Genomic DNA, 26,396 nt, shown 5'->3' with positions numbered 1-26,396 from the left:
ACTGCCAAAAACATGAGGTCCGAAACGGGCCTGAACCACAAGGCAGCAACATTGGGGGAGGATGGATTGCGCCAGCAATTCTATAGCCGCGTGTCTGCGACACTGGACGAGATCCGTGCCGCCGGCCTTGAAAAGCCGGAGCGCGTACTGGCCGGCCCGCAGGGCACCCATGTGCAGGTGGCGGGCCGCGACGCGCCGGTGCTGAATTTCTGCGCCAACAATTATCTCGGCCTGGCCAATGATCCGCGCGTCGTCGCCGCCGCCAACAGCGCCAGCGATATATGGGGTGCCGGCCTCGCATCGGTGCGCTTCATCTGCGGCAGCCAGGCGATCCACAAGCAATTGGAAGCCGAAATCGCGGCCTATGTGGGCCAGGAGGATGCGATCCTGTTCGCCGCCGCCTTCGATGCCAATGGCGGCGTGTTCGAGCCCCTGTTGGGCGAGAATGACGCCATCATTTCGGATGCGCTCAACCATGCCTCGATCATCGATGGCGTGCGGCTGTGCAAGGCGCGACGCTATCGTTTCGACAATGGCGACATGGCGGCCCTGGATGCAGCTCTGGCCCAGGCGCGGGCCGAGGGCGCACAGACGCTGATGATCGCCACCGATGGCGCGTTTTCGATGGACGGGTCCGTGGCCGACATGGCCGGCATCGCCGCGCTGGCCGACAAGCACGACGCGCTGGTGCTGGTCGATGATTGCCATGCCACCGGCTTTCTGGGCAGCGGCGGGCGCGGATCGGCCTTTGTCAGCGATCCGCCGGCGCGGGTCGATATCGTCACCGGCACCTTCGGCAAGGCGCTGGGGGGCGCCATGGGCGGCTTCATTGCAGCGCGCGCCGAAGTCGTGGCCCTGCTGCGCCAGCGCGCGCGGCCCTATCTCTTCTCCAATGCGCTGGCGCCATCGGTGTGCGGCGCCAGCCTGGCGGCGCTGGCCATTGCCCGGTCGGACGAAGGCGATGCCTTGCGTGCGCAACTGGTGGCCAATGCCGCCCGCTTCCGCGCCGGCATGGCCGCGGCCGGGTTCACGCTGTTGCCCGGCCACCATCCGATCATCCCGGTGATGCTGGGCGATGCCCGCGTGGCGCAGGCGATGGCCGCGGAACTGCTGGACGAAGGCATTTATGTCATCGGCTTTTCCTATCCGGTGGTGCCACATGGCAAGGCGCGCATCCGCACCCAGATTTCAGCCGCGCACACCAGCACCGACATCGATACCGCCATCGCCGCCTTCACCCGGGTCGGCCGCCGCTTGGGAGTTGTCGCATGACCGCCGCCAACAACATGATGCACGCGCTCGCCAAGACGCACGCCGCCCCCGGCATCTGGGCGATCGAAGCGCCGGTGCCCGAATGCGGGCCCGACGATGTGCTGATCCGCATCAAGCGCACCGCCATCTGCGGCACCGACATGCATATCTGGAGCTGGGATGATTGGGCGGCGAAGATCATCCCGGTGCCGATGATCATCGGCCATGAATTTTCCGGCGAGATCGTCGAGATCGGCGGCGCCGTGACGCGGAAACTTCGCCTGGGCCAGCGCGTGTCGGGCGAAGGCCATATCATCAATCCGCACAGCGCCGCGGCGCGGGCCGGGCGCTTCCATCTCGATCCCGACACGCAGGGTGTCGGTGTCAACCGCACCGGGGCCTTCGCCGAATATCTGGCGATCCCGGCGTTCAACGTGGTGCCGTTGCCCGATGCCGTCAGCGATGATGTCGGCGCCCTGCTCGATCCGTTCGGCAATGCCGTGCACACCGCGCAGCAGTTCGATCTGCTCGGCGAGGATGTGCTGGTCGCCGGCGCCGGCCCGATCGGCATCATGGCGGCCGCCGTGGCGCGCAAGGCCGGCGCGCGCCGGGTGATCATCACCGATATCAATCCATATCGCCTGGCGCTGGCGGCGCGGTTCACCGATTGCCGGCCGGTCAATGTGCTGCACGAAGACATACACGACGTGATGGCTGCCGAAGGCATCCACGATGGCTTTGGCGTGGCGCTGGAGATCAGCGGCGCACCAGCGGCCTTCGACATGGCGGTCGATGTGCTGAAAATGGGTGGCAAATTGTCGATGCTCGGCATCCCGTCCGGACCGGTGCATGTCAACTGGTCAACCATCATCCTGAAGGCGATCACCATCCAGGGCGTCTATGGCCGGGAAATGTTCGAAACCTGGCGCAAGATGCTCGGCCTGATCGAATCCGGCCTCGATCTGGAGCCGCTGATCACCCACCGGCTGCGGCGCGAACAGTTCGCCACCGGCTTTGAAACCATGGCCAGCGGTCAATCCGGCAAGGTCGTGCTCGATTGGGCCTGACAAGCTTCCGGCACCTCTCCTCACCCCATTGCCAAGCGTCCTGCAATCGGCTTTGAGGCTATCCATGTCTGCAGAACCCGTTCCCGCGCCCAAGGGCGTCAACGCCCAAATGATCCGCGTCTGGATGACCTGGGGCACGCGGCTGCTGCCGTTTGCCGATGTTGCCAACCCGGAACTGCCGCTGTCGAAGTTGCTGCGCCTTTCGCTGATCCAGGTCAGCGTGGGGATCAGCCTGGTGCTGCTGGTCGGCACGCTCAACCGGGTGATGATCGTGGAGCTGCGGGTGCCGGCGACGCTGGTCGGGTTGATGCTGGCGCTGCCGTTGCTGGCGGCGCCGTTCCGCACCCTGATCGGCCACAAGAGCGATACCCACAAATCGGCACTGGGCTGGCGGCGCGTGCCTTATATCTATCTTGGCACCATGGTGCAGTTCGGCGGACTGGCGATCATGCCGTTCGCGCTGCTTGTGCTGGCCGGCGCCCAGGAAGCCTATGACGAGCGCATCTGGCTGGGCCAGCCTGCCGCCGCGCTTGCGTTCCTGTTGGTGGGGGCCGGCATCCACACCACGCAAACCGTTGGCCTGGCGCTGGCCACCGATCTGACCAAGCCCGAACAACAGCCCAATGTCGTCGGCCTGATGTATGTCATGCTGCTGATCGGATCGATCGGGGCGGCGCTGTTTTTCGGCTGGGTGCTGGCGGATTTCAACCAGGGCAAGCTGATCCAGGTGGTGCAGGGCTGCGCCGTCGTCACCATCGCGCTGAACTTCACCGCACTGTGGAAACAGGAAGCGCGCATTCCGCATTATCGCCGCACCGAACCGGAAGCCCCGGCGCCGACCTTCAAGGAAAGCTGGGCTCTGTTTGTCGCCCGGGAAAAGACGCTGCTGCGGCTGGTCGCGGTCGGGCTGGGCACGCTGGCCTTTTCGATGTCGGATATCGTGCTGGAACCCTATGGCGGCGAAGTGCTGAAGCTGGGGGTGGGCACTACCACGATGCTGAGCGCGATCATGGCGTTCGGCAGCCTGCTCGGCTTTGCCTACGCCTCCTATGTGCTCAGCCTGGGCGCTGATCCGTTCCGCATGGCCAGCCTGGGCGCCGCCATCGGCATCCCGGCCTATGCGCTGATCATCTTTGCCGCCGGGTCCGACACGCCGTCGATCTTCACGCTGGGCGTGCTGCTCGCCGGGATCGGCACCGGCCTGTTCGGGCACGGAACGCTCACCGCGACGATGCTGCTGGCACCCACCGGGCAGATCGGCATCGCAATGGGCGCCTGGGGCGCGGTGCAGGCGACCTCACAAGGCGTCGGCGCGACCATCGGCGGCGTGATTCGCGATGTGGCGCAAGGCGTAGACATCGGCCTGGCGCTGCCCGGCAATGCCAGCGGCTATGTGCTGATCTTCGCGCTGGAACTGGCGCTGATGCTGGCCACGCTGGTGGCGATGTGGCCGCTGATGGGCCGCAGCGAGGACTGAGTTCCAGCCCGGTCGAGCTGCTGACAGTCCATCCAGCAATACAAGAACAAAAAGAAAGGCCGGCGCCCCACTTGGGGACGCCGGCCGATCTGTTTGGGGCCCGGCGAACCGGGCGTTTGGCTTACTTGGCTTCTGCCGGAGCAGCGGCCGGTGCCATCGCGTCGGCAGCCGGAGCGGCTTCCATCGGCGCAGCTTCAGCAGCCGGCGCGGCCGGAGCCGCAGCAACAGCAGCAGCACCCTGCCAATAGGCACCGAACCAGGTTGTGTTGATCAGAATCGACGCATGCACCAGCAGCGCGACGGAAGCCACCGCGATGAAGAACAGCGAGATGCCGACGGTGGGGCTGACATAGAGCCAGATACGACCTTCATTCATGTGTCAGTCTCCCCTTATTTCAGCCACGGCGTCAAAGCGAACGCCAGGATGTGCGCCAGAATGGCAATTGCACCGAAAATCCGCGTGCCCCACTTGAGGCCTTCGTTGATTTCGATCGCTTCCTTTTCGGTCAGCCCGGTCGGGTAGACCTTGGTATCATCAGCCATAAGATACTCCTCTCCCATTCGGAAAATTCGCCGGCCCGGTAATGGGCATCGGCAACCCCGCCTGTTTGCCGGAATGGGCAACGAACCCGTGCGACCCAATCCTTGCTGCAGCCCATTCGCCGGCGGCGGCCTCCGAGGAGAGACGCGGCTAGGTGTCGCAGCGTATTAATCCTTAGCCATTCTGCCGCATGTGTCAATCTGTCGCCGCAGCACGATGTGCGATTGCATTGACGTTTTTCAGCGTGCCGGATTGTTGCATTGCAACAAAGGCATGGCGGAAATGTTGCCGGGCTTGGCGGGCGGCGGCTGCCCTGCCAAGATGGCACAAATGCCGGCCGGAAGAGCGCAATGCGTTTGCCCGCGACCAACAAATTTCCGGCTGCACCTGCATCCGGTCTGGGGAGACAAGCGTATGACCATGTTCGACCGCCGCACCATGCTGGCCGGCTCCGCCGCGGCACTGGCGCTGCCGGGTGCCGCCCGTGCTGCGACCGCACCCGCTGCGGCCGCGCAGAAAGACATTCGCGCCGCCATCGATCGCCAGCTGCCGGAGAATATCGCCCGTATCCAGGCCTGGATTCGCAGCCCCGGCATTGCGGCGGAAAATTATCGGATGGAAGAAGCCTGCGCCTTCACCATGGACCTGATCCGCGATGCCGGCTTCCAGATGGTGAAACGCATGCCCACCACGGGTCAGCCCGGCATTTTTGCCACGCTCGATGCGGGCGCCAAGCGCACGGTCGGCATTTATTTCATGTATGACGTCAAGCAGGTGAACCCGGCAGAATGGTCCAGCCCGCCGTTCGAAGCGCGCATCATCGACAAGCCGGGCTGGGGCAAGGCCATCGTCGGCCGCGGCGCCATCAACCAGAAAGGCCCGGAAGCCGCCTTCCTCGCGGCGTTGCATGCGTTTCGCGCTGCCGGGCAGACGTTACCGGTCAATCTGGTGCTGGTCGCCGAAGGCGAGGAAGAGATCGCCTCGCCGCATTTCCACGAGATCGTGCAGGCGCCCGAAGTGTTGGCGGCCCTGAAAAAGTGCGATGGCATCATCATCCCCACAGCCTGGCAGAGCGCCAACGGCAGCACCTCCATCAATCTGGGATCAAAAGGCCCGATCGAATTCCAGCTGATCGCCAGCGGCGAACGCTGGGGCAAGGGGCCAAGGGGCGACATCCACAGCAGTCAGCACGCACATGTCGATTCGCCGGTGTGGCATCTGGTGCAGGCGCTGAACACGCTGGTGAAGGACGATGGCTTCACCCCGGCCATCGATGGCTGGTTCGACAATGTGCGCGGCCTCACGCCACGCGAAAAGGAATTGATCGCGATGACGGCGGCCAGCCAGAGCGAGGCGCAGGCCAAGGCGGCGATGGGCGTGAAGATGTGGATCAACAACGAGCCGTGGCAACAAAGCCTCGAACGGCTCGCCAGCCAGCCTACGGTGAACATCCAGGGGCTGGTCGCCGGCTATATGGGCCCGGGCGGCAAGACCATCCTGCCCGGCCGCGCCGAAGCCAAGCTGGAATGCCGGCTGGTGCCCAACCAGACCTTCCGCGAAGCCGAAGCCAAATTGAAGGCGCATCTGGCCAAGCGCGGTTTTGGCGATATCGAAGTGGTGGTGTCGGGCGGCTATGACCCCACCGAAACCGCCGAAGACGCGCGCGTCGTGCGGGCGCAGCAGGCGGTGTATGCGCGGTTCGGTGCGGCCGCCACGCTCTATCCGCGCAACGCCGGGTCGTGGCCGGGCAGCGTCTTCACGCAGCCGCCAGTGTCCCTGCCCGCTGGCCAGTTCGGCCTGGGCCACGGCAGCGGCGCCCACGCGCCTGACGAATATTTCGTGATCGTCAGCAGCAACCCGGCGGTGCAAGGGCTTGCCGGCTGCACCGCCGGCTTTGTCGATTTCCTGTATGAAATGGCGGTGGCCCGATAGGCTGGTTCAACGGCGCAGCGGATTGCTGTCCCCGACAGCCGGAACCGATCAGCTTGCCTCGCCGTTGGCATGGATGGATGATGATCGGTGCATGTGGGCCAGGAGACGGCACATGGGCCAGGAGACGGCACATGGGCCAGCCCATCGGTTTCTGTTCATCACAGGATCGCCACCCTGCCCGCATGTATGCACCAAGATTGTGGCCAAAGCGCCCCAATCGGTGCATGCGTGGGGGATGAAGTTGAACGGATCACAGACTATCCTGCTGGTTGAGGACGAAGCCTTTGTGGCGATGATGCTGCAAGACGTGCTCGAAACGGCTGGATTTACGGTCGTTACCGTTCACAACAGCAGCCTGGCCCGATCTGTTCTGGAAACCCGGCCAGCCGATATCGCCTCGGTGATCACCGATATTCGCCTGGGTGGCCGTGTGGATGGTTGGGAACTGGCCCAATATGCCAGGTCGCAAATTCCGGATGTACCGATCGTCTATCTGTCGGGCGGCAGCGAGCATGAACATCGCAGCATGGGCGTCACGCACAGCATTTTGATGAAAAAACCCTTCACGTCCGCCCAATTGCTGGCGGCGGTCAGGCCGTTGCTGGCCACGAACCCGGCGCGTTAGCCGCGCACGCACATGGTTGATGGCTGACAAAGGACGCTGGCTTGGCAGATCGAAACAACGATGCGCTGGCATTCCTGCAAGGCGGCGGCGAAATGGGGGCGCACATGCGCGCCCATGATTGGTCGCAAACCCCGCTCGGCCGCCCGGAAGGCTGGTCCCTGTCGCTGCGCACCGCGATCAACATCATGATCAGTGCCAAGCATCCGATGTTCCTGGTGTGGGGGCCGGACCTGCGCCTGCTGTACAACGATTCCTACATCCCGCTGCTGGGCTTTCGGCATCCGGCCAGCCTTGGCCAGCCATTTCAGGCCGTATGGCGCGACATCTGGTCCGAGATCGCGCCGATGGTGGAACTGGCCCTGGCCGGCGAAGCCACCTGGAAGGAAAATCTGCATCTGGTGATCGACCGCAATGGCGCGCCCGAAGATTGCTGGTTCACCTTTTCCTATTCGCCGCTGCGCGACGACGACGGCCGCATTGTCGGGATGTTCTGCGCCTGCAACGAAACCACCCAATATGTGCGGGCGCAACAGCGCAGCAATGCCGAGCGTGAGCGCCTGTATGAACTCACCCGCGATCTGTTCGCCGTGGCATCCTATGATGGCTATCTCACGTCGATCAATCCGGCGTGGGCGCGGGTCCTGGGCCGGCCGGAACCGGAAATCCTGGCCAAGCCCTATTTCGACATCATTCATCCCGACGATGCCGCCATTGCCGCCGACGTGATCAGCGTGCTGCGCGCCGGGGATCCGGTGCACCAGTTCCAGATCCGCCTGCTCAAGGCCGATGGCGAGCCGGTGGCCTTCGCCTGGTCCGTGGTGCCCGACGCCACGCCGGGCAGCGGCATCTTCTATGCCGTCGGCCGCGACATCACCGATGAACTGGAGCGCAACGAACAGCGCCGGCAAAGCCAGAAGCTCGAAGCCGTTGGCCAGTTGACCGGCGGGATCGCCCATGATTTCAACAATCTGCTGCAGGCGGTGCAGGGCTGTTTCGATCTGATTCACGCCAAGCCCCATGAGGCGGAACGCGTGCGCCGGCTGGCCGAACATGGGCTGTCTGCCACGATGCGCGGCACCCGCCTGACCACGCAACTGCTGGCCTTTTCCCGCGCCCAGAAACTCGAACTGCGCGCCATCAATGTCTCCGCGCTGATTTCGGCGGTGAGCGATCTGCTGCAACGCTCGATCGGCCCGCACATTGCGATTCGATTCGATCTGGCAGACGGCGATCTGGGGGTGATGTGCGACCCGACCCAGCTGGAAATGGCGCTGCTCAACCTGGTGATCAACGCGCGCGATGTGATGCCCGATGGTGGCGAACTGACAATTGGCACGTCGGCCCGAACGATCAGCGATGATCTTGAACTGGTGCCCGGGCGCTATGTGCAGATCTGCGTGACCGATACCGGGCCGGGCATGACGCAAGACGTGGCGGCGCGCGCCTTCGATCCCTTCTTCACCACCAAGGGCATCGGCAAGGGCACCGGCCTGGGCCTCAGCCAGGTCTATGGCATGGCCCGGCAGGCCGGCGGCGCCGCGCGCATTGCCCGTTCGGGGCCGGATGGCACCAGCATTGCCATGCTGCTGCACCATGCCGATCCGGCCTGCGATCAGTCGCTCGAGATCGTGCCCGCCGATTGGATCCGGGTCGATCATCCGCGCCGATCGATCCTGGTGATCGACGATGATTTCGACGTCCGGCGCTTCCTGACCGATTCGCTCGAAGCGCTGGGCTTTCAGGTGGAATTTGCCGAAGATGGCGAAAGCGGCCTTGTCGCGCTGGATCGCCTATATCCCGATCTGCTGCTGCTGGATTTCGCCATGCCGGGCCTGAACGGTGCCGAAGTGGCCCACCAAGCCCGCCGCAAACGCCCCGATCTGCCGATCCTGTTTGCCACCGGCTATGCCGAAACCGCCGCGATCGAGGCGGTGATCGGTTCCAGCGCCATGATCCTGAAAAAACCGTTCCGGGTGGCGGAACTGTCCAGCGTCCTGCAGGCGATGCTGGGCTGAGTGCAGCTTGCATCGCGACCAATCATGATTAGAATATAATCAATGTGATTGGAGATGCCGCATGGCAGGCGATACCAGGGTCATCACGGCGCACGTGCCGATCGGGCTTGCCGACCAGGTCGAGGCGATGGCGGCGCGGCTCGATCCCTCACGCGGCTGGGTGATGAAGCAGGCGCTGGCCGCATGGGTTGATCAGGAGGAAGAATGCCACCGCCTGACGCTGCTGGCGCTGGACGATGTGGACGCCGGGCGGGTCATCGATGCGGCGGCGATTCAGGCCTGGGCCGACAGCCTCTCCAGCGACAATCCGCTGCATGAGCGCCCTTTGGCATAGCCAGCAAGTGAATCATGATTGGCCTAACTGAGAGAGCCGTTAGGCGGATCTGCAGGCCAATTTGTGAAAATTACTTTTTAGCGTATTGCAGACTCAACACTCTTTGGCGATACTAACGATATAGCTGAAGGGATATTGACATGCTCAATCGAGTGATCGCTGTTTGTTTGCTTGTCCAATGTTCGGTCGCATCGGCAAATATTTTATGGGATGAAGATGTAAACGGGGATTTGAGCGGTGTTTTCGGTAGCGGCCCTTCATTCAATCTCGTGTCGGGAGATAATTTTTTGCTTGGCAGAACTCCAAGCGGCTCGAGTGTGAATGACTTGTCTGTTTTGGATTTTGATGGTTTTTCTATCAGAATGCCATCTGGAACTGTGCTCAATTCTATCTCATTCATTCCAAGTTATGTTTCAACAAGCCAAGCCGTTACATTGAACTGGCGCGTACGCGAAGGTGATCAAACCGGGGGGCCTTTCACGAACACTGTCAGGGTAGGACCCACAACTAATCTTGGCACGATTGCAGCAGAGGTTGCTGGCATCCCGCTCGACAAGACAGCACTCACTTTCAATCGTTCATTCAGTTTCACCGCTACGAGTTGGAATTTTCCCAGTCATTCCTATACTTGGGTCTTCAATGCGAGCGTTGCGTCGGCGGCCGTCCCCGAACCAGATAGCTGGATCATGATGCTGGTTGGATTTGGTCTGGCCGGATGGCTTGCACGGTATAACAGGACGGCAAACATCGCAGCATGAAGTAGGCCAACTCTTCGCTTTCCGTTGCGAAGTGAACTGGCATTATTGGCGCACGAACCGGTCCACCCCGCCCGCGTCCGTCACCCGCTTTACCCGGCCGCGTTCTTCCAGCCAGTGCAGGTGCGCCACCGTCTCGCCGGTGGCCAGGCCATAATCCGCCTCTCCGATCGGCCGGCGGAACAGCGCGGCGAAGCAATCGACCGCGGTGCGCGGCGTTTCGCAAAACGCTTCCAGCTTCTCCAATTTGCCGTGGTGATCGGTGGCGAGTTGGTCGAGGCGGGTGTGCAGGCCATAAAACGGCTCGTTGTGGGCGGGCAGCACCAGCACGTCGGCCGGAATGGCGCGCAGGCGATCGATGCTTTCCAGCCAGTCGGCCAGCGGATCGGCGTACGGTTCGGTCGGATAGACCGACACATTGCTGGTGATGCGCGGCAGCACCTGATCGCCGCTGATCATCAGGCCGTCACTCACCAGGCAGGCATGTTCGGGGGCGTGGCCGCGGCCGACCACCACCTGCCATTGGCGCGCACCGATGGTCAGCACATCGCCGTCCTTCAGCCGTTTGAAGCCGGCCGGCATCTTGGAGATGATCTTGCCGAAATTGCCCCAGGCCTTGGCCTTCATCGCCGCCACCTGCTCCTCGCTCCAGCCGGCGCGGATGGAGAAGGCGACGGCCTCATCCGGCGGCGCGTCGCGCACATCGAGCGTCAGCGTGCGCGCCAGCAGATATTCGGTGCGGGTGATTTCCAGCGGCACATTGAACTTGCGGCACAGCCAGCCGGCCATGCCGAGATGATCGGGGTGATAATGGGTGACGATTACCCGCGTCACCGGCTTGGCCTTGAACGGCCCGCTCAGCAGCGCTTCCCAATTGGCCTTGCTGTTGGGCAGGCCGACGCCGGTATCGACGATGGCCCAACCATCCCCGGCATCGAGCACCCACAGGTTGATATGATCCAGCCCGAATGGCAGGCCCATGCGCACCCAGTGCACGCCGGGCGCCACTTCATGGGCTTCGCCGGGGCCGGGCACCCAGCGGCCACAGGGATAATCGAGGCCGCGCATATGGTCTGGCGTGCGCGCTTCGGTGCTGGCCTGGCCGGCGGGAATGGGCAAGAGCGGCGGCGGTTCCATGCCCAAGCGCTAGGCCGAAGCGGGCGCGGCGTCGACTCTCCTTGCCGACAGGATGGGCGTGAGGCAGGAAGCGCGGGCCATGCATCCCAACCCGGCCTTTCGCAGCGATGATGATCCGCTGGCCTTTGTCGCCGCGCAGGCCTTCGCGCATATCTTTGGCCAGACGCCGGCCGGCCCGCGCGTCGCGCATGCGCCGGTGCTGGTGACAGCACAGGGCAGCCTGATGTTCCACCTCGCCAATGGCAATGCGCTGGCGCAGGCGCTCGATGGCCTGATGGCCATGGCCAGCATCGGCGGGCCCGGCCATTATGTCTCGCCAAACTGGTATGCCGAACCGGCCAACAATGTGCCGACCTGGAATTACCAGGCCGTTGAAGTGGAAGGCCCGGTGCGGGCGCTGGATGCCGCCGAGCTGGAGGCGCTACTCAATCTGTCGTCGGCCACGTTCGAACCGCGCGTCGGCCAGGATTGGACGATGGCCAAGATGCAGCGACCCCGCGCCGAGGCGATGATGCGCGCCATCACCGGTTTCGAGCTGACCCCCACCGCCATCCGCACCACGTTGAAGGCCAGCCAGAACCGCAGCGCCGCCGATGCGGCCGGCGTGATTGCGGCGCTGGAAAAGCTGGGCGAAACCGCCGGCGCCGCCGCCATCCGAAAGGCAAGATTGTGAAATTGGCCGTCTTCGATTGCGACGGCACGTTGATCGACAGCCAGATCAACATCATCCGGGCGATGGCCAGCAGCTTTGCCCGCCATGGCCTGGCCGCGCCCGATGATCATGCGACCCGGCGGGTGGTGGGCCTGTCGCTGCTCGAAGCCATGCAGGCGCTGCTGCCGGATGCCGATCCGGACCTGCAACAATCGCTGGCCGATGATTACAAGACGGCGTTCCAGCGCCTGCGGGCTGACTCGGCGCTTGATCCGGAACCGCTCTATCCCGGCATCCGCCGCCTGCTCGATGCGCTGCATGGCGATGGCTGGCAGCTGGCGGTGGCGACCGGCAAATCGGATCGCGGGCTGCGGCTGGCGCTGGAACATCACGGCATCCACCATCTGTTCGTCAGCTTGCAGACCGCCGATCGCCATCCATCGAAACCACACCCGTCGATGCTGCGCGCCGCGCTGACCGAGGCCGGGGCGCAGGCGGGCCAGGCGGTGATGATCGGCGATACGATCTTCGATATTGCCATGGGCCAGGCCGCCGGGGTGCGCAGCATCGGCGTGGATTGGGGCTATCACGAGGCCGAAGAACTGATCGAGGCTGGGGCCGTCGCCGTGGCGATGGATGCCGGCCATTTGCGGGACTTGCTGCATGGCTGATCCAGGGAAGCCGGAAGGCCAGGCACAATCCGTCGTCGTGGCCCGCGTACGCATGATCGGCTGGTCGCGGGTGATCCCGTCCTTGATCGCCGGGTGCATCTTTGCGTGGCTGGCGTGGCGGGCACCGGTCACCATGCCAGGGGCCGGGCCGGTGCTGCGATACTTGTTCGGCGCTGCGTCCGTGCTGCAATTGGCGGCTGCAGCAATGATGGTCTGGCGGCTGCGTCAACGCCCGGAAGCCGATTCATGACCAACGACAACGCGCCTCTGCCGCTCGCCGAAGCCCGCAAACGCTATCTGATCTATGTCGGCGTGCGCTTTGCCGGGCTGGCGGTGATGGTCACCGGCCTGTGGCTCAGCCAGACGGTCGGGCAGGCGCCCGGCCTCGCCGTGGTGCTGATCGGCGGGCTCACCTTGTTCGTGCGGCCCAAGCATCTGGGGCTGACAAAACGGTGAAGCGGTTCTGGACGGCAGCGACGGTCACGCAAGCGGCATCGGGTTGGGGCGTGGCGCTGGACGGCAAGCCGCTGCGCACCCCGGCGCGCGCGGCTTTGCTCGTGCCGACCGAAACACTGGCCCACGCAATCGCGGCGGAATGGAATGCGCAAGGCGACGTGGTCGACCCGCGCGCCATGCCGCTGACCGGGCTGGCCAATGCCGCGATCGATCGCGTGGCGCCTGATGCCGCGGCCTTTGCCGACGGGCTGGCCGTGTTCGCCGAAAATGAGCTGCTCGCCTATCGCGCCGATTATCCGGCGCCGCTGGTGGCGCACCAGGCCGCGCAATGGGACCCTTGGCTGGCGTGGGCGCAAGCGCGTTATGTCATCATGTTCACGATCGTCACCGGCATCATCCACCGCCCGCAGCCACCCGAAACGCTGGCGCGGATCACGTCGGCCTATCGCGCCTTCGACGCCTTCCGGCTGGCGGCGCTCAATCCGGTGGTGACGATTTCGGGGTCGGCGCTGATCGGCCTGGCCGTCGCCGATGGCGCCATGGATGCCGCCACGGCGTGGACGATCGGGCATCTCGATGAACTGTGGCAGGCCGAACAATGGGGCAAGGACCCGTTGGCCGAGGCCGGCCATGCCGAGCGGCAGGCCGACCTCAATGCCGCGGTGTCGATGCTGCGCCTGCTTTAGACGGCAATTGCAGCGCGGCGGCGGCGCAGCGCAGCGCCGGTGAGGCCGAAACCGGCGATCAGCATGGCCCAGCTTGCCGGCTCGGGCACCGTCGGTGTGGTGGGGGTGCCGCCACCAAATTCCGCCATCGCCACGATTGTCTTCCCTGAATAGCTGAACATCGGCGTGCCGCCAGTGACGTTAGAGCCGTACAAGAAGCTTACGCTGGGCACACCGGCAACCAACGGCCCGGATCCAACTGTCAGTGCGGAACTGAACTGGAAGGGGGAGAGAGAATCGTCAACAATCCGAATGTCACTGCCAATGCCGATCAAGAGCGAATTCACAAACCCGTTGTTTGCCGAGAAAAACGGTGCGAATTCACCGCTCACCAGATATTTGCCACCGCCTTGCAGAAAATTGGAAATCGCTGTCACTTCGCTCGGCGTATAGGCTTGAGCCGGCACCAAATCGATATACAGGCGGGTCGATGCCAGGTCTGAAGCGGCAATCGGCGCGTTTTTGTCGATAAGCGTGGTCGCCACGCCGTTGTCGGCATAAAATTGGGCGATCCCGGCGGAGCTTCCAAAACCAATCAAGCTGTTTCGGATTACGGCCTTGGTCGTGCCGTTCAGCAAATTTCTGAAGAGTTGTTGATTCCCCGGGTCTGGCGCAACGTAGGTGCCGAACGGTGGCAGGTTGGCCCCGATCAGCGCCGTAATGATGTTGCCATCGCCCGACACCACCAGCGTGGCATGCGCCGGCACCGCAGCGGCAACCGCCAGTCCGAAGACTAGTTTTTTCACTGATGCAAACCCCTTGGTTGAAACGAACGTTTGGGGAATATCCCAAAATTATTAACTATTTGCAAATCCCTGTTCCGGCCGGCGGGGCGAAGAAAAATTTTTCGGCGCACCCAACCGTGGCAGGTCAGGCCGGCATTTGCCGCACTGGCGCATCAGCCTTGCAGTGCAAGCTTTACCTTGCCGGTGCCGCTGCTAAACAATGGCCAACCAAACGGGAATGACGATGCTGAAGACGCTGGAAGAACTCGAACGTCGCCGCGATGCTGCCAGACAGGGCGGCGGCACCAAGCGCATCGCTGCGCAGCACGCCAAGGGCAGGCTGACCGCGCGCGAGCGGCTGGATATCCTGCTCGATCCCGGCTCGTTCGAAGAGCTCGACATGTATGTCGAGCATAACTGCACCGATTTCGGCATGCAGGAAACCATCATTCCCGGCGACGGCGTGGTCACCGGCAGCGGCACCATCAATGGCCGGCTGGTGTTCGTGTTCTCCCAGGATTTCACCGTGTTCGGCGGATCGCTTTCGGAACGCCATGCGCAGAAAATCTGCAAGATCATGGACATGGCGATGAAGGTCGGCGCACCGGTGATCGGCCTCAATGACAGCGGCGGCGCGCGCATCCAGGAAGGCGTGGCGTCCTTGGGCGGCTATGCCGAGGTATTCCAACGCAATGTGCTGGCATCGGGCGTGGTGCCGCAGATCAGCCTCATCATGGGGCCCTGTGCCGGCGGTGCGGTCTATTCCCCGGCGATGACCGACTTCATCTTCATGGTGAAGGATTCAAGCTACATGTTCGTCACTGGGCCTGACGTGGTGAAGACCGTGACCAACGAAGTGGTCACGCAGGAAGAACTCGGCGGGGCGATCACCCACAGCACCAAATCCGGCGTGGCCGATCTGGCGCTGGAAGATGATATCGATGCGCTGCTGCGCACCCGTGCCTTCTTCGATTTCCTGCCGCTCAACAACCGCGAGCAGGCGCCGTTCCGCCCGACCAGCGATGATCCGCTGCGCGCCGAGCCCAGCCTGGATACGCTGATTCCAGACAGCGCCAACAAGCCCTATGACATGCACGAGCTGATCCAGAAGGTCGCCGACGATGGCGAGTTCTTCGAACTTCAGCCCGGCCATGCCGGCAACATCATCGTCGGCTTTGCCCGTATCGAAGGCCATACCGTGGGCATTGTCGCCAACCAGCCGATGGTGCTGGCCGGCTGCCTCGACATCAATTCATCGAAGAAGGCCGGGCGCTTCGTGCGCTTCTGCGATGCCTTCAACATTCCGATCGTCACCTTCGTCGATGTGCCCGGCTTCCTGCCCGGCACCGCCCAGGAATATGGCGGCATTATCAAGCACGGCGCGAAATTGCTGTTCGCCTATGCCGAAGCCACCGTACCCAAGATCACCGTGATCACCCGCAAGGCCTATGGCGGCGCCTATGACGTGATGGCGTCGAAGCATCTGCGCGGCGATCTCAATTATGCCTGGCCCACCGCCGAAATCGCCGTGATGGGGGCCAAGGGCGCGGTGGAAATCATCTTCCGCCAGGACATCGGCGACAAGGACAAGATCGCCGCGCGCACCGCCGAATATGAAGCGCGCTTTGCCAACCCGTTCGTGGCAGCCAGCATGGGCTTCATCGATGAAGTGATCATGCCGCACGCGACACGCAAGCGGATCGTGCTGGGCCTGCGCAAGCTGCGCACCAAGCAGCTGAGCAACCCGTGGAAGAAGCACGACAATATTCCGCTGTGATGCGTGCCTGAGACCTATCTCGTCTGGAAATTCCTGCACCTCACCGGCGTGGTGATGTTGATGGGCAACATCACCGTTACCGCGATCTGGAAGTATTTCGCTGACCGCGATGGCCGCCCGCAAGTGCTTGGCTTTGCGCAGAAACTCATCACCTACACCGATTGGTCGATGACGGTGTGGGGCGTGGTGCTCACCATGGCCGGTGGCTATGGCCTGGCCATCATCGGCCATTTCCCGTTGCTGGAAGGCTGGATGCTGTGGGCGCAGCTGTGTTTTGTGACGGCGGGGCTGATCTGGATGGGGCTGATCGTGCCGATCCAGATCAAGGCGGCGCGGCTGGCGCGGCAGTTTGCCAGCAGCGGAACCGTGCCCGATGCCTACAAGGCCTTGTCTAAGCGGTGGATTTTCTGGGGCCTGATCTCCACCGTGCCGCTGCTTGCGGCGCTGTGGCTGATGATCGCGCAGCCCGGATGACAGTGATGTTGCGGATAAATGACGTATCAATGACAGTTTGATGACATTCTTGTTGCATTGATGTGACGAGGCGCGCATTCTCCCTGCATCGGAGTGGGAGAGAGACTATGCGTATCCTGATGGCATTGATCGTTGCAGCCGGCACCGCCGGCTTGGCCGCACCGGCACTGGCCGCCGAACCGGGTTATGAAGAGGCGCGGATCGTCGTGAAGATCGCCGATCTGGATCTGTCGGCACAGGCCGGGCAGCGCGCGCTGGACAAGCGCGTGCGCATCGCCGTCGCCCGCCTGTGCGGTTACCCGATCACCTTCAGCCGTGAAGAAGGCGAAGCGCTCGCCGCGTGCGAGGCTGATGCGATGCAGGCTGTGACGCCGCAGATCAACGCGGTGCGCCAGCGGCTGGCGATGACGGTGGCTGCCAACCGCTGAACAGACGGAAAAAACTCGAGAAAACGGCCGGCCGGGGGAACCCGCGCCGGCCGATTTCGATTCAGCGGGCGCTTGGCGGGATCAGGCCCTGGAACGCCAGTGGCTCGCCGTTCAACGCGGCCAGGGCCGCAGCAACAGTCTGCAGGAAAAGTTTCAAGCAACGCGACCTTTACATGGGGTGGCCGGCGCTGTTCGGGGGAAACAGCGCCGGCCGGAGCCAGGGCCACTGGGGGAAGAGCGGCTCTGGCAAGGTGGGATGAAGATCATCACCAGCACCTGCGGGGGGAACAGGGCTGGGACGATTGAGTTCCACCGCCACCTGCGGTGCCATCTGTTTGCCAGCCGCGGCGGCGCGTGTGAAACGCAGCCTCTTGGTCGCCATCATCGCCAAAATCGATTGGCGCCGGCCATGTCAGCCCCACGGCCCGCGCCATGGGCGTCGCCGCCATCGGCAGTATGATCGAAGCGCCGCGCCAAGGCCACCGGCGTCAGCATCGTGTCGGGATTTGCCGGCGCAATCACCGGTACCGCTCATGCGGTCAAGATTGCGGCAGGGATCGGCAACCCGGTCATGTAAAATGGCCCGGCCCGTCCACAGAGGACGGGCCGGGCCGCAGCATCAGGCCGTGCGCAGCGCGCGGCGGCGGGCCATGGCGCCCACCAGACCGAAGCCGACGATCAGCATTGCCCAGCTGGCCGGTTCCGGGACAGCGGGCGGCGGCGGCGGCGGCACGATCTGGGTCAGGCTCACACCATCAAGCAGGCCGAAGGGCGGCAGGCCGGAAGGCCCACCAACGGCCAGGAAGCTGAGCAGCTGGCTGGCCGAGGAGGCGGTGAAGGTGAACGTGGAGTTCGCCCAGGGCAGGAACCCCTTGGAGGCCACAGCCTGCGTGCCGGTGGACACGCTGTCGTTGCCGAAGTTGATATTGAAGCCGATCGTGTAATCACCCGTGGCGTCGGTGAACTGGGCACCGGCCCATTCGAACTTCAATTCATACTGCTGGCCGACGACCAGACCGTTGATGGTCTGCTGCAACGGCGCGGCGGCATAATCGCCATCGCCACCAAAGAATTTGCCGCCATTGTTGCTGCCGGTGAAGCCGTTGTTGACCCCGGTGCCCGGGCCCCACACCTTGATGTTGGGCGGCGAGAACACGGACGGCCAACCCGTATCATCGGCAGCGTCATCAACCACAAAGCCGAACGGATGCGGCGCGCCGTCAACTGTGGCACCCAGGGTCCAGCTGGCCAATGTGGTGGTATAGCCAGGCTGGCCGACGCCGCCATTCTGTTCGAAATCGCCATTTTGCACCAGATTGGTCGCTGCGGCCGGCGCGACCACAGCAAAGCCCATGGCCAACGTGGCCATGATCAGCTTAATTTTCATCTAACTTCCCCTAACGTTGAGTTAAAGACGGCCAGCTATTGGCAACCGACCCTTGCCAATTCAGCCAAACATCACGGATTGACTGACCGCTGTCCCCTGCCGACCACTTCGGCAACATCGTTAGTATCGGCCAAAATGGGTTTTGCAAGTGCGAATTGGTATAGTCGCAGTCCGCTGCGTCGCGACACCCGTTGACCCTTGCAGGCTGGTCCAGCGCCCACCAACGCGTTACATTTTCATGAACACACCACGCTATTGCCGAACCCCACGAAGATACTGCCTGCAAGGCGCAAGTGCTGCAATTGGCTGCGCCGCAAATTGCTGTCGCCAAAACCCGGCAAGCCACGGCCATCGTCTCGCGCTGAGCGCTGAGGGGCTTTGCCAATCGCGGCGGCGCATGTGAAACGCAGCGCCTTGGTCGCCATGACCGCGAAAATCGATTGATGCCGGCTCCACACGCCAAAATCGACCGGTTGCGCGGCGCGGCGCGAACGCTATGGAATTGCCGCGTAGCGCCAGGGAGGCCCGTGCCTTGTTCAAGAAGATATTGATCGCCAATCGCGGTGAAATTGCTTGCCGTGTGATCCGCTCGGCCCGCGCCATGGGCATTGCCACTGTCGCGGTCTATTCCGATGCCGATGCGCAGGCGCTGCATGTGTCCCTGGCCGATGAAGCCGTGCATATCGGGCCATCGCCGGCCGCCGAATCCTATCTGATCGCGGACAAGATCATCGCCGCCTGCCTGGCCACCGGCGCCGAGGCTGTCCACCCCGGCTATGGCTTCCTGTCGGAGCGCGCCGGCTTTGTCGAGGCGCTTGACCAGGCCGGCATCGCGTTCATCGGCCCGCCGGCGCCGGCCATCGCCGCCATGGGCGACAAGATCGAATCGAAGCGCCGCGCCAAGGCCGCCGGCGTCAGCGTCGTGCCGGGCTTTGTCGGCGAGATCACCGGCACCGATCATGCCGTGGAGATCGCCGGCGGCATCGGTTATCCGGTGATGATGAAGGCATCGGCCGGCGGCGGCGGCAAAGGCATGCGGCTGGCGTGGAGCGAAGCCGATGTGCGTGAAGGCTTCGACAGCGTCCGCCGCGAGGCGCTGGCCAGTTTCGGCGACGACCGTGTGTTCATCGAAAAATTCGTCGAACAACCGCGTCACATCGAAATCCAGCTGATCGGCGATCAACAGGGCAACATCATCTATCTGAACGAGCGCGATTGTTCGATCCAGCGCCGCCACCAGAAGGTGGTGGAGGAAGCCCCCTCCCCGTTCGTCACGCCCGACATGCGCCGCGAGATGGGTGAGCAGGCGGTGGCCCTGGCCCGCAACGTCGGTTATTTCAGCGCCGGCACCGTGGAGTTCATCGCCGGCGCTGATCGCAGTTTCTATTTCCTCGAAATGAACACCCGCCTGCAGGTCGAACATCCGGTCACCGAATGCATCACCGGCCTCGATCTGGTGGAATTGATGATCCGCGTGGCGGCTGGCGAGGCCCTGCCCTTCACCCAGGCCGATGTGCAGTTGAACGGCCACGCCATCGAAACCCGCGTCTATGCCGAGGATCCCTATCGCGGCTTTCTGCCCTCCATCGGCCGCCTGTCGCGCTGCCAGCCGCCGGAGGCTGGCCCGGACGATGCCGGCCGGCTGGTGCGCATCGATACCGGCGTGATCGAAGGCGCCGAAATCAGCATGTTCTATGATCCGATGATCGCCAAGCTGATCACCTGGGGCCCCACCCGCGCCGACGCCATCGCCGCGCAGGCCGAAGCGCTGGATCGCTATCAGATCAAGGGCATCAACCATAATATCGATTTCCTCGCTGCCATCATGCAACACCCGCGCTTCCAGGCCGGCGCGAATGTCACCACCGGCTTCATTGCCGAGGAATATCCGGACGGCTTCCACGGCGCGCCGATGTCCGCCGAAACCCGCGATGCGCTGGTCGCCGCCGCGGCCATCATCCACACCGAAACCGTGGCGCGCGAACAGTTGATCGATGGCCAATTGTCCGGCGACGGCGCCGAATATGGCATCAACTGGGTGGTCGAACTTGACGGCGAGCAGATCCCGGTGGAAGTCAACGGCGAAGGCGGCAGCCACGAAGTGCTGATCGAAGGCCGCGACCTGGTCGTGCAATCCGGCTGGCGCGTGGGCGATGCGATCTTCACCGGCACGGTCGATGGCGTGGCCGTGGCGATCGGCGTGGCACGCAAGGGCAGCAGCCTCACCCTCACCACCCGCGGCGGCGCCCACAAGGCCCGCACCCTCACCCCGCGCGCCGCCGAACTGGCGCGCTTCATGATCGCCAAGGTGCCGCCGGACATGAGCAAATATCTGCTCTGCCCGATGCCCGGCCTGGTTGTTTCCATCGCGGTGGCCGAAGGCGACAAGGTGGAGGCGGGCCAGCAACTGGCCACCGTGGAAGCCATGAAGATGGAAAATATCCTGCGCGCCGAAAAATCCGGCGTGGTGGCGAAACTGCTGGCCAAGGCCGGCGATTCGCTGGCGGTGGACGCGGTGATCATGGAATTCGAAGGCTGAGCCTCCCGCGGGCACGGGCGAGGCCCCTGCCCGCGGTTCGGTTTCAGGCGCGCCGTCGATCCCGGCCTGGGCATGTACAGGATGGCGGGACATGGCGCCCCATTCACGATCGTTTTATCCAAACGAAAATATGGATTTAGCCGTAAAGTGTAAAATAATAATACAGTTTTGCTGGGGAACTTTTTACGTTTTCCGTATCCTTCACGGTCACAAGACGCCTCCGCGCACTTGGCACGATATGTGCAGGTCATGTGGTGCGGGGAGCTACCTTGTAAGCGTAAGGATGACCAACACCATGAAGATTTCACGCATTTCCCTGCCCCTCGTCGCACTCGCCATTGCGCTTGGTGCCACGGGCGCCAATGCGCTCACCCTCACCAAGGCGGCCGTTACGGGCTCGGGTGGTTCGACGATCTGGACCACGGGGCAAACCGGCAACTACACGCTGTTCGTCGCGACCCCGAATGCGGGCGACTATCTGAACCCGAACGACCAGCCGATCAGCCTTGGCATCGCGCCCAACGCCATCACGCGCGCCCTGCTGTCCGGCGAAGGCTATTTGCCAGGCACGACGGTCGATTCGGATCCGCTCTACAACCTGACGCTCAACTTCGACACCGGTCAGACGTTGACGGGCATGTACACGCCGCTGACCAACACGTTCAACAGCGGCAGCTCGTTCAATTCAGGCGGCCAGAAATATTCGTTGATCGAGTTCTCGTTCCGCCGCGATCTCGGCGACTCGGTCCAGGCCAATGTCGCGTCGTTCGGCGGCGACGGCAACGATTACAACGGCAACTTCCGCCTCGAATCCGGTGCGGTTCCCGAACCCGCCATGTGGGCCATGATGCTCACCGGCTTCGGCCTGGTCGGCGCCTCCATGCGTCGCCGTTCGCGCACCACAATCGCGGCCTGACACGGCAACCAAGCTGCCAATCGGACGGGGCGTCGTGGCAACACGGCGCCCCACTTTTTTTTGAACGCTTTCCGGCCAAAACAGCCAAGTGATTGATATATTTGCGTGTTGGAAAGCGCTGGGCCGCTTATTGCAATTTACAAGGTTACAAAGGTTCCGCTTTTCCCGTTTTTCTGGCGCGCGGCCTGCCGATATAATCGGGGAAGGGCGATTGGCGTGCGGGCAGGCGCGGCACCTCCGGCACGCGCTCCAGTTCGCGGAAATGCAGCGGGTCCAGCCGTTCGCCCACCCAGGCTTCGCGATCGGGCAGATCGTCGATCAGGTCCCGCAATTGCGACAACTCGCGAAACTGGCGCTCGTCGCCGCCGGTCATCCGCTGCGCCCGATCCAGCATGTTGATCAACAAGCGCGGATCGCAGGGCTTGCGCTGCACGGTGACCACCACGCCTTCGCGGACGATCTCCACCTCCTCCCCGTTCAACACGCGGTTCAGCGCCGTCTGCTTGATGTGCAGCCAGGCCTGATCGACCGCCATATCCCAGGCGGCCCGAAAATCCGCCGCATCCGGGTGACGGCGCAGGCGATAGGCACTCTGCGCCGTCATCCCCACCCGCCGCGCCGCCGTGCGCACACAGGCGCTATCCGCCAACACCTCGATGAACTCCTGCTGCCGCGCCGGCGTCCAGCCGTCATGGCGGGTCTTGGGCGGCAACAGGGCCTCGATATCGGCGGCCGTGATGGGGGCGGTGATGGGGGCGGGTTCATGGCTCATGGATGGGATTATGCCATGATGTGAGGTGTGTAGGACAGAGCCCGAACAAAGCGAGCGGGGCCCCGGGTCAGGCCCGGGGCGACGGGTGAATAATGACGGAAAAGCCGACAGCGGCGTTCCACCCAAAAAGAGCCACGTCGCCCCGGACTTGATCCGGGGTGGGGCCCCGCTATTTCGGCAACCGATTTCGCGGAAACCAAAAATCCCGCCACCCGTCAGCAAGGCGTGCGAAGCCCTGCACCACGGCGCCCAGCGCCATCAGCACAAGCACGCCGGTGCCGAGCCAGCCCAAGGCCGGGGCCAGAAACCCGGTGCCAAGCCAGCCATCCAATGCAGAGCCCAGCAACCAGGGCAGGCCGGGAACGGCCGCCAACGCCATCATGCTGGCCATTTCCGCGAATCCGCCCAGCCACCCGCCCGGATAGCCTTGCGCAAGACAGATGATGACGATGCAGACAATGACGGTGGCAACCATGCCGGCAATCTAATCGCGCAGCGCCAAGCCAGCAACTGCGCGAGCGATTTCGAAATGATGGCGCTGGCGGTGCGCACCCACCCCCGGCCCCTCCCTTGAATGGGAGAGGAGAAGAAAGGGCGGGGTAGATCACCTCTCCCCTTGGGGGAGAGGTCGACTCGCGCAGAGCGCAGCCTGCCCCGGACTTGATCCGGGGGGCGGGAGAGGGGTCGCGTGTGGCCACTGGCGGTGCATAGCCCCTCTCCCGGGCCGGCTTGGCCGTCACTCGACCTCTCCCCCAAGGGGAGAGGTTACGGGGTGAAGGGCCGCCCCAAAATTGATGGGTCAAGGGTCTGCGACCCTTGCCGCCGGAGGCTTTCCCCTTCCCTACAGCATCGCCCCTTCGTGGCGCAGCAGCCAGGCCTTGCGCTCCACGCCGCCGGCATAGCCGGTGAGGGCGCCGTTCGCGCCGATGACGCGGTGGCAGGGGACGACGATGCCGATGGGGTTGGCGCCATTGGCCAGGCCGATGGCGCGGGCCGCGCTGGGCTGGCGAATCGCGGCGGCGAGCGCGCCATAGCTGCTGGTCTGCCCGGCGGGGATGGCGCGCAGGGCGGCCCAGACACGTTGCTGGAAGGGGCTGCCGATGCGGGCGACGGTGAGGCCATCCAGCGCAGCGGCATCGCCGGCGAAATAGGCGGCCAGCGCCGATACCAGAGCGTCGGGCGCTGGGCCTTCCTGCAGCGCGGCGCCGGGATGGTGGCGGGCGAACAGGCGGTGCAGGCGCGCGGCGTAATCGGCGAAGTCCAGCGCGTGCAGCCTGCCATCGGGGGCAGTGACGGCGAGCAGGTCGCCCAGCGGGCTGGGGATGCGGGAGAGGGTGAAGATCATCGTGCAGTTCTGCCAGAGGTCACCCAGCGTGTCTGGCGGAAAAGCGCCATGGGATTCGGCGTTATGGCCGGGCATTCCCACCCCCAGCCCCTCCCGCAAGCGGGAGTGGCGTTGCCCTCCTGCTCCCCTCCCGCTTGCGGGAGGGGCTGGGGGTGGGCGTGTGGTGCGGCTACCACCCTCAGCTGCGGCAGCTCAGCCCGCCGACATTGTTGACCCCGCATTCGGCGCGTTGTTCGCCCACGGCAAAGCGCACGATCAGCGCGCCGGTGCCGGCCAGGCGCGTCACGTCTGCCACCGTCTTCACCGGTTGCCCGCCCAGGGTTTCGAGCAGCGCACCGGGGCGCAGGAAGCGCGCGGCCGGCGCATTGGCTTCGATGGCGACCACCACCACGCCGGCTTCGGGCAGGCCGGCGCCGAGTTCCTGGGCATAGGCCGGCGACAGATTGGCGACGGTGACGCCGGCCAGGATCGAGCGGGCGGTGATGCGGGTGATGCTGCGCGGCGGGTTTTCCGGCGGCGGCGCCAGCGTGACCGGCACCGCCACGGCGGCGCGATCGCGCCACAATTGCACATTCAGCGTTTTGCCGACGCCTTCGGTGGCGAGGCTGTAGCGCAACTGGCCGCCATTGGCGACTTCCTTGCCATCGACACTGCGCAGCACATCGCCGGCCCTTATGCCGGCGCGCGCGCCGGGGCTGCCGGGCACCACCGCCGTCACCAGCAGGCCGCCGGGGCGATCGAGGCCGAGTTGCTTGGCGGTGTCGGCGGTCAGCGGCTCGCCCTCCACGCCGATCCAGCCGGAAACCAGCTTGCCCTTGTCTGCCGCGGTGAGGAACACGCGCACCATCTTGGACGGGATGGCAAAGCCGATGCCGTTCGACGCGCCGGTGCGGCTGTAGATGGCGGTGGGGATGCCGATCAGGCGGCCCTGCGCATCGAGCAGGGCGCCGCCGCTGTTGCCGGGGTTGATGGCCGCATCGGTCTGGATGAAGAATTGCCAATCGGATACGCCGATGCCGGTGCGCGCCAGGCCCGAAACAATGCCGGTGGTGACGGTTTGCCCGACGCCAAACGGATTGCCGATGGCAACGGTGACATCGCCGACCTCCAGCCGATCACTGTCGGCCATGCGGATGACCGGCAGCGCGGCACCTTCGGTATCGACCTTGAGCAGCGCCAAATCGAGGCGGGGATCGGCAAACAGGATGCGCGCCTTGAATTCGCGGCGATCGGCCAGCGCCACCAGGATCTGATCGGCGCCTTCGACGACATGATTGTTGGTGACGATCAGGCCATCGGCGCCGACGATGACGCCCGAACCCAGCGATTGCTGCACGCGCGGCTGCACCGGCGCGCCGCCGAAGAAGCGCTGCATGAAGTCCTCGTTCATGTTGCGCGGCCGGCGATCGAGCGTGGCGGTGTAGATATTGACCACCGCTGGCGCTGCGGATTTGACCACCGGCGCGAAGCTGAGTGCGACCTGGCCGCCACCGGCCGGCACGGTGCGCGGCACTTCGCTGGTATCCATCGGCGGGATTTGCGCCGCCACCCGCCCGGTGTCGGACATGTTGGCGACGCCCACGGCGATTCCCGCGCCGGCCGCCACCCCCAGCGCGACGCCGCCCAGCAGCTTCAGCTTTTTAACCATGGTTCGGATCATCCTGTGCATGGCGCCGTGATTGCGGAGCCAAGTTTAAGCCGGCATGAATATGGGGCGCGCGGGGCGTTGATGAAGGGGCGAAATCCATGAAACTTTGGCACTGCCGGGATGCGCGGAGCTTTCGGGCGTTATGGGCGCTGGAAGAACTGGGCCTGCCGTATGAACTGGTGCTGCTGCCCTTCCCGCCGCGCTGGCTGGAACCTTCGTTCCTGGAGCTGAACCCGCTGGGCACGATTCCCTTCTTCACCGATGGTGCGGTGCGCATGACCGAAAGCGCCGCGATCTGCCAATATCTGGCCGATAAGGTAGGCGCGCTGCGCGTGCTGCCCGGCGATCCGCGTTACGGCGATTATCTGAATTTCCTGCACCAGTCCGACGCGACGCTCACCTTCCCGCAGACATTGGTGCTGCGTTACACGCGGCTGGAAAAGCCGGAGAACCGCAACCCGAAGGTGGCGAGCGATTACAAGCGTTGGTTCGTTGCGCGCACCATCTGGGCCGAACAGGCGCTGGCCGATGGGCGGGAATGGCTGTGCGGCGATTTCACCGTCGCCGATATCGCGGTCGCCTATGCGTTGCTGCTCGCCGAGACGCTGGGGCATCTGGGCGAACTGGGGCCGCAGTGCCAGGCCTATTGGGCGCGGGCCCAAGCGCGGGACGGGTTCAAGCGAGCCAAGGCCGCGCAGGCAGTGGGTTGACCCCTCCGCTTCGCTGCGCTCAGCACCTCCCCTGAAA

Annotated in this window: 30 protein-coding genes; 20 read left to right on the top strand and 10 right to left on the bottom strand. The window is 64.1% G+C overall.

Going from position 1 to position 26,396, the window contains the following annotated elements; translation table 11 throughout:
- Positions 1-12 precede the first annotated feature (12 nt).
- The 3 genes from kbl to AC6UUM_RS05990 all read left to right on the top strand — a co-directional run bounded on the left by kbl (position 13) and on the right by AC6UUM_RS05990 (position 3,795).
- Entirely contained in the window at positions 13-1,272 is a 1,260-nt protein-coding gene (gene kbl, locus AC6UUM_RS06000; RefSeq protein ID WP_500804425.1) for a glycine C-acetyltransferase, read from the top strand.
- The gene (gene tdh / locus AC6UUM_RS05995; RefSeq protein WP_500804424.1) at positions 1,269-2,318 is read left to right on the top strand and encodes an L-threonine 3-dehydrogenase; all 1,050 of its coding nucleotides are present in this window, start codon (positions 1,269-1,271) and stop codon (positions 2,316-2,318) included. The genes kbl and tdh overlap by 4 nt, the downstream gene beginning before the upstream one ends.
- 64 nt (positions 2,319-2,382) lie before the next feature.
- Entirely contained in the window at positions 2,383-3,795 is a 1,413-nt protein-coding gene (locus AC6UUM_RS05990; RefSeq protein ID WP_500804423.1) for a BCD family MFS transporter, read from the top strand.
- 121 nt (positions 3,796-3,916) lie between these two features.
- Here the strand turns inward: AC6UUM_RS05990 and AC6UUM_RS05985 are convergent, their stop codons facing one another.
- Together AC6UUM_RS05985 and AC6UUM_RS05980 are read right to left on the bottom strand one after the other, a co-directional pair.
- On the bottom strand, positions 3,917-4,171 hold the full coding sequence (locus tag AC6UUM_RS05985; RefSeq protein ID WP_500804422.1) for a light-harvesting protein: 255 nt from the start codon (positions 4,169-4,171) through the stop codon (positions 3,917-3,919).
- Between the two features lie 14 nt (positions 4,172-4,185).
- Positions 4,186-4,338, bottom strand: coding sequence for a light-harvesting protein (locus AC6UUM_RS05980; RefSeq protein ID WP_500804421.1), 153 nt, complete (start codon positions 4,336-4,338; stop codon positions 4,186-4,188).
- A 412-nt stretch (positions 4,339-4,750) separates the two neighbouring features.
- On the opposite strand from AC6UUM_RS05980, the gene AC6UUM_RS05975 reads away from it, so the two are divergent.
- The 5 genes from AC6UUM_RS05975 (at position 4,751) to AC6UUM_RS05955 (ending at position 10,000) form a co-directional block, all read left to right on the top strand.
- Entirely contained in the window at positions 4,751-6,268 is a 1,518-nt protein-coding gene (locus AC6UUM_RS05975; protein WP_500804420.1) for a M20/M25/M40 family metallo-hydrolase, read from the top strand.
- Between the two features lie 112 nt (positions 6,269-6,380).
- Complete coding sequence (locus AC6UUM_RS05970; protein ID WP_500804419.1) at positions 6,381-6,893, top strand: response regulator; 513 nt, start codon at positions 6,381-6,383, stop codon at positions 6,891-6,893.
- Between the two features lie 41 nt (positions 6,894-6,934).
- A complete protein-coding gene (locus tag AC6UUM_RS05965; protein ID WP_500804418.1) occupies positions 6,935-8,908 on the top strand; it encodes a hybrid sensor histidine kinase/response regulator in 1,974 nt (657 codons plus the stop codon).
- 61 nt (positions 8,909-8,969) lie between these two features.
- Complete coding sequence (locus AC6UUM_RS05960; RefSeq protein WP_500804417.1) at positions 8,970-9,242, top strand: CopG family ribbon-helix-helix protein; 273 nt, start codon at positions 8,970-8,972, stop codon at positions 9,240-9,242.
- A 140-nt stretch (positions 9,243-9,382) separates the two neighbouring features.
- Complete coding sequence (locus tag AC6UUM_RS05955) at positions 9,383-10,000, top strand: PEPxxWA-CTERM sorting domain-containing protein (RefSeq protein ID WP_500804416.1); 618 nt, start codon at positions 9,383-9,385, stop codon at positions 9,998-10,000.
- Between the two features lie 42 nt (positions 10,001-10,042).
- On the opposite strand, the gene AC6UUM_RS05950 is transcribed toward AC6UUM_RS05955, so the two are convergent.
- Positions 10,043-11,134 (bottom strand): MBL fold metallo-hydrolase, encoded by a 1,092-nt coding sequence (locus tag AC6UUM_RS05950; RefSeq protein ID WP_500804415.1) that lies wholly within the window; start codon positions 11,132-11,134, stop codon positions 10,043-10,045.
- Between the two features lie 52 nt (positions 11,135-11,186).
- On the opposite strand from AC6UUM_RS05950, the gene AC6UUM_RS05945 reads away from it, so the two are divergent.
- The 5 genes from AC6UUM_RS05945 to AC6UUM_RS05925 are packed head-to-tail and all read left to right on the top strand — an operon-like array spanning position 11,187 to position 13,599.
- Complete coding sequence (locus AC6UUM_RS05945; protein WP_500804414.1) at positions 11,187-11,807, top strand: FMN-binding negative transcriptional regulator; 621 nt, start codon at positions 11,187-11,189, stop codon at positions 11,805-11,807.
- The gene (locus tag AC6UUM_RS05940) at positions 11,804-12,457 is read left to right on the top strand and encodes an HAD-IA family hydrolase (RefSeq protein WP_500804413.1); all 654 of its coding nucleotides are present in this window, start codon (positions 11,804-11,806) and stop codon (positions 12,455-12,457) included. The genes AC6UUM_RS05945 and AC6UUM_RS05940 overlap by 4 nt, the downstream gene beginning before the upstream one ends.
- Positions 12,450-12,707, top strand: coding sequence for a hypothetical protein (locus AC6UUM_RS05935; RefSeq protein ID WP_500804412.1), 258 nt, complete (start codon positions 12,450-12,452; stop codon positions 12,705-12,707). Before AC6UUM_RS05940 ends, AC6UUM_RS05935 begins: the two co-directional genes overlap by 8 nt.
- Entirely contained in the window at positions 12,704-12,913 is a 210-nt protein-coding gene (locus AC6UUM_RS05930) for a hypothetical protein (RefSeq protein WP_500804411.1), read from the top strand. Before AC6UUM_RS05935 ends, AC6UUM_RS05930 begins: the two co-directional genes overlap by 4 nt.
- Positions 12,910-13,599, top strand: a complete 690-nt coding sequence (locus AC6UUM_RS05925) for an ATP12 family chaperone protein (protein WP_500804410.1) — start codon at positions 12,910-12,912, stop codon at positions 13,597-13,599. Before AC6UUM_RS05930 ends, AC6UUM_RS05925 begins: the two co-directional genes overlap by 4 nt.
- Here the strand turns inward: AC6UUM_RS05925 and AC6UUM_RS05920 are convergent.
- On the bottom strand, positions 13,596-14,384 hold the full coding sequence (locus AC6UUM_RS05920; RefSeq protein WP_500804409.1) for a PEPxxWA-CTERM sorting domain-containing protein: 789 nt from the start codon (positions 14,382-14,384) through the stop codon (positions 13,596-13,598). The genes AC6UUM_RS05925 and AC6UUM_RS05920 overlap by 4 nt on opposite strands.
- Positions 14,385-14,386: 2 nt before the next feature.
- On the opposite strand from AC6UUM_RS05920, the gene AC6UUM_RS05915 reads away from it, so the two are divergent.
- From AC6UUM_RS05915 to AC6UUM_RS05900, 4 genes are all read left to right on the top strand, one after another.
- The gene (locus AC6UUM_RS05915) at positions 14,387-14,605 is read left to right on the top strand and encodes a hypothetical protein (RefSeq protein ID WP_500804408.1); all 219 of its coding nucleotides are present in this window, start codon (positions 14,387-14,389) and stop codon (positions 14,603-14,605) included.
- A gap of 2 nt (positions 14,606-14,607) precedes the next feature.
- Positions 14,608-16,140, top strand: a complete 1,533-nt coding sequence (locus AC6UUM_RS05910) for an acyl-CoA carboxylase subunit beta (RefSeq protein WP_500804917.1) — start codon at positions 14,608-14,610, stop codon at positions 16,138-16,140.
- A gap of 3 nt (positions 16,141-16,143) precedes the next feature.
- Positions 16,144-16,614 (top strand): DUF2269 family protein, encoded by a 471-nt coding sequence (locus AC6UUM_RS05905; protein ID WP_500804407.1) that lies wholly within the window; start codon positions 16,144-16,146, stop codon positions 16,612-16,614.
- Positions 16,615-16,733: 119 nt separating this feature from the next.
- Complete coding sequence (locus AC6UUM_RS05900; protein WP_500804406.1) at positions 16,734-17,042, top strand: UrcA family protein; 309 nt, start codon at positions 16,734-16,736, stop codon at positions 17,040-17,042.
- Between the two features lie 381 nt (positions 17,043-17,423).
- Here AC6UUM_RS05900 and AC6UUM_RS05895 read toward each other — a convergent pair whose 3' ends face one another.
- Together AC6UUM_RS05895 and AC6UUM_RS05890 are read right to left on the bottom strand one after the other, a co-directional pair.
- Positions 17,424-17,564, bottom strand: a complete 141-nt coding sequence (locus AC6UUM_RS05895) for a hypothetical protein (protein WP_500804405.1) — start codon at positions 17,562-17,564, stop codon at positions 17,424-17,426.
- Positions 17,565-17,661: 97 nt separating this feature from the next.
- On the bottom strand, positions 17,662-18,429 hold the full coding sequence (locus AC6UUM_RS05890) for a PEPxxWA-CTERM sorting domain-containing protein (RefSeq protein ID WP_500804404.1): 768 nt from the start codon (positions 18,427-18,429) through the stop codon (positions 17,662-17,664).
- 532 nt (positions 18,430-18,961) lie between these two features.
- Here AC6UUM_RS05890 and AC6UUM_RS05885 point away from each other — a divergent pair.
- Together AC6UUM_RS05885 and AC6UUM_RS05880 are read left to right on the top strand one after the other, a co-directional pair.
- Entirely contained in the window at positions 18,962-20,968 is a 2,007-nt protein-coding gene (locus tag AC6UUM_RS05885) for an acetyl-CoA carboxylase biotin carboxylase subunit (protein WP_500804403.1), read from the top strand.
- A 283-nt stretch (positions 20,969-21,251) separates the two neighbouring features.
- Positions 21,252-21,884 carry a PEPxxWA-CTERM sorting domain-containing protein gene (locus AC6UUM_RS05880; RefSeq protein WP_500804402.1) on the top strand — a complete coding sequence of 211 codons (633 nt, stop codon included), beginning with the start codon at positions 21,252-21,254 and terminating at the stop codon, positions 21,882-21,884.
- 145 nt (positions 21,885-22,029) lie between these two features.
- Here AC6UUM_RS05880 and AC6UUM_RS05875 read toward each other — a convergent pair whose 3' ends face one another.
- The 4 genes from AC6UUM_RS05875 to AC6UUM_RS05860 all read right to left on the bottom strand — a co-directional run bounded on the left by AC6UUM_RS05875 (position 22,030) and on the right by AC6UUM_RS05860 (position 25,649).
- Positions 22,030-22,656 (bottom strand): hypothetical protein, encoded by a 627-nt coding sequence (locus AC6UUM_RS05875; RefSeq protein ID WP_500804401.1) that lies wholly within the window; start codon positions 22,654-22,656, stop codon positions 22,030-22,032.
- Between the two features lie 169 nt (positions 22,657-22,825).
- Positions 22,826-23,131 carry a hypothetical protein gene (locus AC6UUM_RS05870; RefSeq protein ID WP_500804400.1) on the bottom strand — a complete coding sequence of 102 codons (306 nt, stop codon included), beginning with the start codon at positions 23,129-23,131 and terminating at the stop codon, positions 22,826-22,828.
- Positions 23,132-23,497: 366 nt separating this feature from the next.
- Positions 23,498-24,076, bottom strand: a complete 579-nt coding sequence (locus AC6UUM_RS05865) for a methylated-DNA--[protein]-cysteine S-methyltransferase (RefSeq protein WP_500804399.1) — start codon at positions 24,074-24,076, stop codon at positions 23,498-23,500.
- Positions 24,077-24,179: 103 nt separating this feature from the next.
- Positions 24,180-25,649, bottom strand: coding sequence for a Do family serine endopeptidase (locus tag AC6UUM_RS05860; protein WP_500804398.1), 1,470 nt, complete (start codon positions 25,647-25,649; stop codon positions 24,180-24,182).
- Between the two features lie 98 nt (positions 25,650-25,747).
- Here AC6UUM_RS05860 and AC6UUM_RS05855 point away from each other — a divergent pair, with 98 nt between their 5' ends.
- Complete coding sequence (locus AC6UUM_RS05855; protein WP_500804397.1) at positions 25,748-26,359, top strand: glutathione S-transferase family protein; 612 nt, start codon at positions 25,748-25,750, stop codon at positions 26,357-26,359.
- The last annotated feature ends 37 nt before the right edge of the window (positions 26,360-26,396 follow it).

It is taken from the genome of Sandarakinorhabdus sp. (assembly GCF_987265915.1).
This window is presented reverse-complemented; position numbering and strand designations above follow the sequence as displayed.